This window comes from Methylobacterium sp. CCH5-D2 (assembly GCF_001556475.1).
GTDB classification, from domain to species: domain Bacteria; phylum Pseudomonadota; class Alphaproteobacteria; order Rhizobiales; family Beijerinckiaceae; genus Methylobacterium; species Methylobacterium hispanicum.
On record NZ_LSIX01001018.1, the window covers coordinates 1 to 5,387 of the forward strand.

Here is a 5,387-nt window from a genome sequence, read left to right on the forward strand (position 1 = left end):
CCTCCTCGCCCGCCTCCGCCCGGTCCGGGGCCGCCTCCGCCGTGAAGGAGCCCGGGACCGACAACGCCGTCCCCAGGGCCATGCCCATCCCCACGCCGGGCAGCGTCTTGATGAACGCGCGTCTCGTCGCCATCGGCCGAACTCCATCCCGGGCAAGATTCCGGGCAAGGCGGATCTCGACGGGCCTCGCGTCGTCGCGGCGCGCAACCCCGCGTGAGGCCGTCAGCGCCAGGCGCAGACGCGCCGTCCCCGCCGCCACCAGCAGACCCGGCGGCGGCGGCGGGGGACGACGACGACCTGTGCCTTCTCGACGCGCGCGTCGTCCGCGGCGACGGGAGCGTCGCCGGGAGGCGCCTCGCCGAGGGGGACGTCGCCGACGGGTCCCGCCCTCAGGAGCACCGCCTCGGCGGCGCCCGGCATCAGGGCCAGGCCGGCGGCGGCCGCGAGCGCGGAGCCGAAGCCTCCGAGCACGGCGCGACGAGACGGCGATCGACGATGCAGCGGTCCCATGATGATCCTCCCGTGTCGGATGCCGGCGTCCGGCCGAGGGCAGGGGGCGAGGGCAGGGGGCGAGGGCAGGAGGCCTGTCTCCCGCCGCGAGCGGCCGTTCAGCGCGCCGCGACCCCGCCGCGGGGCGTGAAGCGGTTCGCAGGGACCGGCGGCCTCCCGAACAGCCCGACCCAGCACCACGAGAGGCCCGCCGCGATCAGGTCGCAGGAGACGAACAGGCCGATCGCCCACAGGCCCGAATACGGCCATTGCGCGATGATGGCGGCGCCCAGCAGCACCGAGAGCACGGCGAAGAGGATCACCGCGGCGCGGGAGATCTGCGCGTCGTGGGCGACGGCCCAGATCGCCCGGGCCACGCCCGAGGCGATCAGGGTCAGGCCGAGGACGAGCGTGAGGGCGAGCGAGGCCGCGAGCGGCTGGAAGACCGCGTAGAGGCCGCCGACGAGGTACAGGAGGCCGGCGAGGAACCGCACGGCGCGCGAGCGCCAGGCCTCGCTCTCCCCGGGCTTGGCCAGCGCCTCGACGATCTCGACGATGCCGGCCACGAGCAGGAGCACGCCGTACCACAGCGTGCTGGCGATCGTGAGGGTCACCACCATGAACAGGCCGGCGATGCCGAGCAACAGCAGCACGCTGCCCACGGCAACGAACCAGCCACGCCCGCGCCCCGCGCCGGCCGGCGCGCTCCCAAAGGTTGCCGTGCCGCTCATAACGACACCTCCATCATGGCGTGCGACATCATGGGGGCGATCGGATTGTCCGCCCGATCGACAGGCTAGACCCGCCGCGCGCAGGGACACTTGAGCCAGATCAAAACCGGACGGACCCGTGAAGGCCGCTGCCGGCCGCGCGAGCGGACCCTCGCCGGCACGGCGGCGTCGGGCCGCCGCCCTTCCTGCGGCAGATCAGGGGCGGGGCGGCGGATCGTCAGCGCCCGCGGCGAGATAGCGGGTCAGCAGCTCGCTCGTGGCCCGGTCCGCGTAGGCGTCGGGATCCTCGCCCGGCCAGGGCGGGACGGCCTCGGTGACGGCACCGCCCCGCAGCAGGTCGGCGAGCTCGCCGGGCGTGAGGCCGGCCTCCGTCGCCTCCCGCATGGCGCGGTCGGCGTAGAGCCGCGCCTCCGCGCCGGACCGGCCCTTCCCGGGGACGCCGTCAGGCACGGATGTCGGATCCGCTCGGATCGCCGGGCGGAACGTCCGGTCCGATGCCCGGGCGCGGCGCCTCCGGCGGGACGTCCACCGGCGCGCAGGGCTCGTCCGGACCGAGCGGGCGATCGCGCGGGAGAGGTCGCGGGCCGGGCTCGGCCGGCGACGGGTTCGGCTGGCCCAGCTCGGCCATCGCTGCTCCTCGTCTCCAGGACAGGGATCGGGGACCGGCCGCATTCCCGGACGGGCATGCGGGGCCGGCACGACCGCGTCGCCGCCTCGCGGGGACGCGGCTCCGGCCCCCATCCGTCGTAGGTAGGCATGCCGGGGCCGCCCGCCCTGAGCAGGATCTACCGGTACGCGAAGATTTTCGGGCCCGCGTGCGGCCGCCTCACCGCTTCGGCTGGGATCCGAGATAGACGTATTCCGGCGCGGCGCGCAGCTGGTCCTTGTCGGTCTCGATCACAGCGTCGAGCGCCCCGCCGTCCTTGCGCGCGAGCCGCAGGGTGTCGGGGGCCACCGCCACGTACTTGGCGTTCAGGCCAAGGAAGCCGCCGACGCTGACCACATAGGCCTTGATCGCGCGCTTGTCGTCGAACACGACGTCGGCGACCGAGCCGATCGTGTCGTTGGCGCCGTTGCGGATGCTGGTGCCGATGAGCTTGGAGGCGACCACGTCCTCGGGTGCCTGGGCCACGAACTTCGCCTTCAGGTCGTCGTCCAACGTCGCCGGCGCGCTGGGCACGGCGTCCGAGGCCTGGGATTGGGAAGGGGTCTGGGGAGCGGGCTGGGCAGGGGTCTGCGCAGAGGTCTGGGCAAGGGCCGGGACGGACGCGCAGGCGAGCAGGAGCGCCGGGAAGAGGGCGTGGCGGGTCATCGGGATCCTTCGGTTCGACGTGCTGAGGGGGGAATGTGCGTGCGCCAACGCGGCCGGCGCCTTCCGGATGCATCCGGAAGGCCGCCGGTCCGTCATCGGTTCCGGGCGGGCATCACGCCCGGCCGAGTTCGGCGGCGAGGCGCTCGCGCGCCCGGCTGACGCGGCTCTTCACCGTGCCGGACGGGCAGCCGATGATGGCGGCCGCGGACTCGTAGGACAGGCCCTCGACCACGATCAGGAGCAGCGCCTCGCGCTGCGCGGGATCGAGCCGGTCGAGGGCCGTGCGCAGGTCGCGCGGATCCGGCCCGGCCTCCTGCCCGGCCTCCTGCCCGGCCTCCTGCCCGGGCGAGCCGGCGGGCGTCGCGGCTCCACCGAGGGCCTCGGGCCGGCCGCCGCGTCTGCCGTCCACGAAGGCGGCCCGCAGGACGGTGAACAGCCACGCGACGAGGCTGCCGCCGGGCGGGAGCCCGCGCCGGTGCTCCCATGCTCTGAGCAGCGCGGTCTGGACGAGGTCGTCGGCCTGCGCGAGGTCGGGGTGCGTCAGGGCGAGCGCGTAGCGGCGCAGCCGCGGCAGCGCTCCGATCAGCGCGTCCTTGAAACCCGCCCGCACCTGTCCCTCGGCCTCGGCCGCGTCGAGGGCGCCCGACAGGCGCTCGACGACTCGCCCAAGACGAGAATCAATCTCTAAAAAAACAACCTCTGGATAGTATTCCCGCAATTCCTGCCCGAGCCGGGCGCGAACGATCGGGATCACGGCACCGCGCTCGGCGGGCTCCGGCACCTGTTGGTCGCTCTGCATCACGGGAAGGTCACTCGTGGCGGACCGGAAGAGGGCGCCCGTCTCGGGCCCCGGGGTTCCATCCGGGCGACGACTTATTTCTGGTCGATAACGTTTGCGTCAATAATACGGCTATACCAGTGAACGACTGAAGCCGCGTGGAACCGGCATGGGCGCGATCCGTTTGTGCACCGCTGCCGACCGGGCAGCGTTGCGGACGAGGGAGCGCTGCGAACCGTGACGGCGGACGTCGACCGGCATGAACTCCGGCAGATCATCGCCGGCCTGAGCGAGGGCGTGATCCTGGTCGAGCCCGACCAGACCATCGCCTACGCCAACGCGGCCGCCCTCGCCATGCACGGCGCCGCCTCGATCGACGAGCTCGGGGCGACGGTGGATGCCTACCGCGAGCGCTTCTGCCTGCGCTACCGCAACAACCGGGCCCCCGACGCCTACCCGATGGAGCGGGTGGTGGCCGGCGAGCGCTTCCACGACGTGGTCGTCGAGGTGACCCGCCCCGACCGGCCGGATGTCGATTTCGTGCACTCGCTCAGGAGCCTGGTCGCCACCGACCGGGCGGGCAAGCCGAGCTGCCTCGCCCTCATCCTCAAGGACGTCTCCGGCCAGTTCGAGGCCGAGGAGCGCTTCGAGCGGACCTTCAACGCCAACCCGGCGCCCGCCGTCATCACGCGGCTCTCCGACCTGCGCCACGTCAAGGTGAACGCGGGCTTCCTGGAGATGACCGGGCACACCCGCGACGCCGTCATCGGCCGCAGCGTCTACGAGGTTGACGTGTTGGCCAACGCCCGCAACCGGGATCTCGCGGTCTCGCGCCTGCACCAGGGGGGCACCATCCCGCAGATGGAAGCGTGCCTGGACCTGCCCGACGGCGCCAGCCGCTTCGTGATCGTGGCGGGCCAGCCCATCGAGATGGGCGACGAGCCCTGCATGCTCTTCACCTTCGCCGACCTCGAGTTGCGCAGGAAGGCCGAGACGGCCCTGCGCCAGAGCGAGGAGCGCTTCGCAAAGGCCTTCCGGCTCACCCCCGTGCCGACCGTGCTGGCCCGCTGCGAGGACCTCCAGGTCACCGGCATCAACGAGGCCTTCACCCGCGTCTTCGGCCTGGGCGAGGACGGGATAGTCGGTCGCACCCTCGTCGAGACCGGGCTCTGGGTCGCGCAGACCCAGCGCCAGTCCTTCGAGGCCGCCCTGGCGCGGGCCGGCCACGTGCTCGGCGCGGAAGTCTGCCTGCGCCACGAGAGCGGGGCCCAGCTCGACTGCCTGGTCTCGGCCGAACGGGTCGAGATCGGCGACGCCGTCTTCGTTCTGCTGGTCCTGCAGGACATCACCGAGCGCAAGCACGGCGAGCGCGAGCTGTTCGAGGCCATCGAGACGGTGATGGCCGACACCTCGTGGTTCAGTCGCGGGCTGATCGAGAAGCTGGCGAACCTGCGCCGTCCGGGCCGCGAGAGCGGCGACGCCGCGGCCCCCAACCTCACGGTGCGCGAGCGCCAGATCCTGAACCTGATCTGCTCCGGTCTCGATGACGATGCGATCGCCAGAAAGCTCGGCCTGTCGCGCAACACCGTGCGCAACCACGGCGCCGCGCTCTACCGCAAGCTCGGCATCCACAAGCGTACGGAAGCGGTGGTCTGGGGACGCGAGAACGGCTTCCCCTATCAGGTCGGCAGCCTCTGAAGTCCATGGAACTGGTATTTTCGTATCCTTGACCATCCGCGGATCGCGCACACGTCAGGCTTATCCGGGCCCCCTTCGCGGCAGGAGGCATCCGTGATCGCGCACGCGAAATCCGCTTCCGCCGAGCCGCTCCGGTGCTCGGCGGAGCAGGCCATCGGCCAGTGCACCGGCAATGCCCGGGGCGAGGCCGGGCGGCGTCATCCGGAGCCTCCGGCCGCCGTCCCCGATCGACACCAGAGGAGAACGAGATGATCGATACCGACAGGATCACGGGTGCCGCCAAGGCGTTCGGGGGTGCGGTGCAGGGCGCCGTCGGCGATATCGCCGGCTCGAGGCAGGATTCGGTCGAGGGCCGCCTGCGCGAGGCGGGCGGCCGGGC

6 protein-coding genes and 1 pseudogene are annotated in these 5,387 nt (G+C 72.5%); 2 read left to right on the forward strand and 5 right to left on the reverse strand.

The window, feature by feature from the left end; all coding sequences use genetic code 11:
• Positions 1 to 222 precede the first annotated feature (222 nt).
• The 5 genes from AX737_RS27695 to AX737_RS27720 form a co-directional block, all read right to left on the reverse strand.
• Positions 223 to 510, reverse strand: coding sequence for a hypothetical protein (locus AX737_RS27695; RefSeq protein ID WP_066927082.1), 288 nt, complete (start codon positions 508 to 510; stop codon positions 223 to 225).
• Positions 511 to 608: 98 nt separating this feature from the next.
• On the reverse strand, positions 609 to 1,220 hold the full coding sequence (locus AX737_RS27700; protein WP_066927086.1) for a DUF308 domain-containing protein: 612 nt from the start codon (positions 1,218 to 1,220) through the stop codon (positions 609 to 611).
• A gap of 195 nt (positions 1,221 to 1,415) precedes the next feature.
• Positions 1,416 to 1,670, reverse strand: coding sequence for a hypothetical protein (locus AX737_RS27705; protein WP_066927088.1), 255 nt, complete (start codon positions 1,668 to 1,670; stop codon positions 1,416 to 1,418).
• A gap of 376 nt (positions 1,671 to 2,046) precedes the next feature.
• Complete coding sequence (locus AX737_RS27715; protein ID WP_066927096.1) at positions 2,047 to 2,532, reverse strand: PRC-barrel domain-containing protein; 486 nt, start codon at positions 2,530 to 2,532, stop codon at positions 2,047 to 2,049.
• A gap of 112 nt (positions 2,533 to 2,644) precedes the next feature.
• Positions 2,645 to 3,331 (reverse strand): sigma-70 family RNA polymerase sigma factor, encoded by a 687-nt coding sequence (locus tag AX737_RS27720; protein WP_197430743.1) that lies wholly within the window; start codon positions 3,329 to 3,331, stop codon positions 2,645 to 2,647.
• A 216-nt stretch (positions 3,332 to 3,547) separates the two neighbouring features.
• Between AX737_RS27720 and AX737_RS27725 the strand changes: the two genes are divergently transcribed.
• Both AX737_RS27725 and AX737_RS36490 read left to right on the forward strand, forming a co-directional pair.
• Positions 3,548 to 5,008 carry a helix-turn-helix transcriptional regulator gene (locus AX737_RS27725; RefSeq protein WP_066927097.1) on the forward strand — a complete coding sequence of 487 codons (1,461 nt, stop codon included), beginning with the start codon at positions 3,548 to 3,550 and terminating at the stop codon, positions 5,006 to 5,008.
• Positions 5,009 to 5,256: 248 nt separating this feature from the next.
• Positions 5,257 to 5,387: pseudogene (locus tag AX737_RS36490) on the forward strand (CsbD family protein); the annotation flags it as partial.